Origin of the sequence: Comamonas sp. CAH-2, assembly GCF_009668305.1 — a bacterium.
In the GTDB taxonomy this organism is placed as follows: domain Bacteria; phylum Pseudomonadota; class Gammaproteobacteria; order Burkholderiales; family Burkholderiaceae_C; genus Comamonas; species Comamonas aquatica.
Genome location: NZ_VSWF01000079.1, coordinates 1 through 1,062, shown reverse-complemented (window position 1 = coordinate 1,062; position 1,062 = coordinate 1). Strand labels below are relative to the sequence as shown.

At 47.6% G+C, this 1,062-nt stretch carries 1 pseudogene; it reads right to left on the bottom strand.

The annotated features are described in order from the left end of the window. Positions 1-908, bottom strand: a pseudogene (locus FYM52_RS18545) (hypothetical protein); the annotation flags it as partial. Positions 909-1,062 lie beyond the last annotated feature (154 nt).

Here is a 1,062-nt window from a genome sequence, read left to right as displayed (position 1 = left end):
GTGCTAGGGACTTCATAAGTCTTATGAAAGTGAGAGTAGTCGATCTTGTACTGGTTTTTCTCCTCGAACAGTACGGGCTCGAATCTATGCCCCCACAAGATCTCGTTTGCCAGATAACTGCTTCGTGCTTGGGTAGTCATTGCAGTAGCTTCCACCATGCCCTCAAGGATTACAACAATCTCAAAGTCGTCAGTTTCGAGATCCTGCCTAGATATGCCAAAAAGGGGGCTTGCTTCATCTATTTCATGGAGGATGGTTATAGGACTGACCAAGAATATTCGATCAAGCCCTTTGTCGAATCCGACATCAATATCTATCTGATCCAGTGGAATATACTCCCCCTCTTCTGTTACCCTTGGTTTTATCAGTTGTGCCCTAACGTGAGCTTCAACAATGTGGCTCTTCCGCAAGTTGCCGACTCGCCACATAAGGCAGAGTTTCCCGTCACTAAGGGCGACTACGGCATTATGAGAAAAAAGCAGAGTCTGTGCGCGTTTCTTTGGTCTTGCCATCTTTGCCATAATTGCTCCTATCATGAAGGAATCGATAATACATCCGACAATGCTCTGGGCTACGACCATAAAGACGGCCACTGGACATTCCTCGGTAACACAGCGCAACCCGTATCCTATAGTGGTTTGGGTTTCAATGGAAAAGAGAAAAGCGGCCATGAACCCGTGAACCTGCATCACGCATGGAGTTCTTCCGCGCCCTTCTGCTTTGTCGTCGTCATCCTTATAGTCGGGCTCCAAGTCGCCGTGAGCTACAGCGATCACCCAAAAAATTATCCCGAAGAGGAGCCAGGAAGCCAGAAATGCCAGTGAGAAAATCAAGAGCATGTAGCGCCATCGTATATCAACGCATGTTGTGAACATATCTGCAAGATACCGTTGACTTTTTTCATCCATATTTGCGAACTCTATATTGCACTGCCCATTTTTCTTAACGAACCTGTTTCTGCATCTGCGCCGGGTGTGCACTTTACCGTTTCCAAAGCCGTTGGCCCCGGACATGGTTACCAAATGCAGGCCGTCCTCCTCACTACTTACGATACTGTATGGG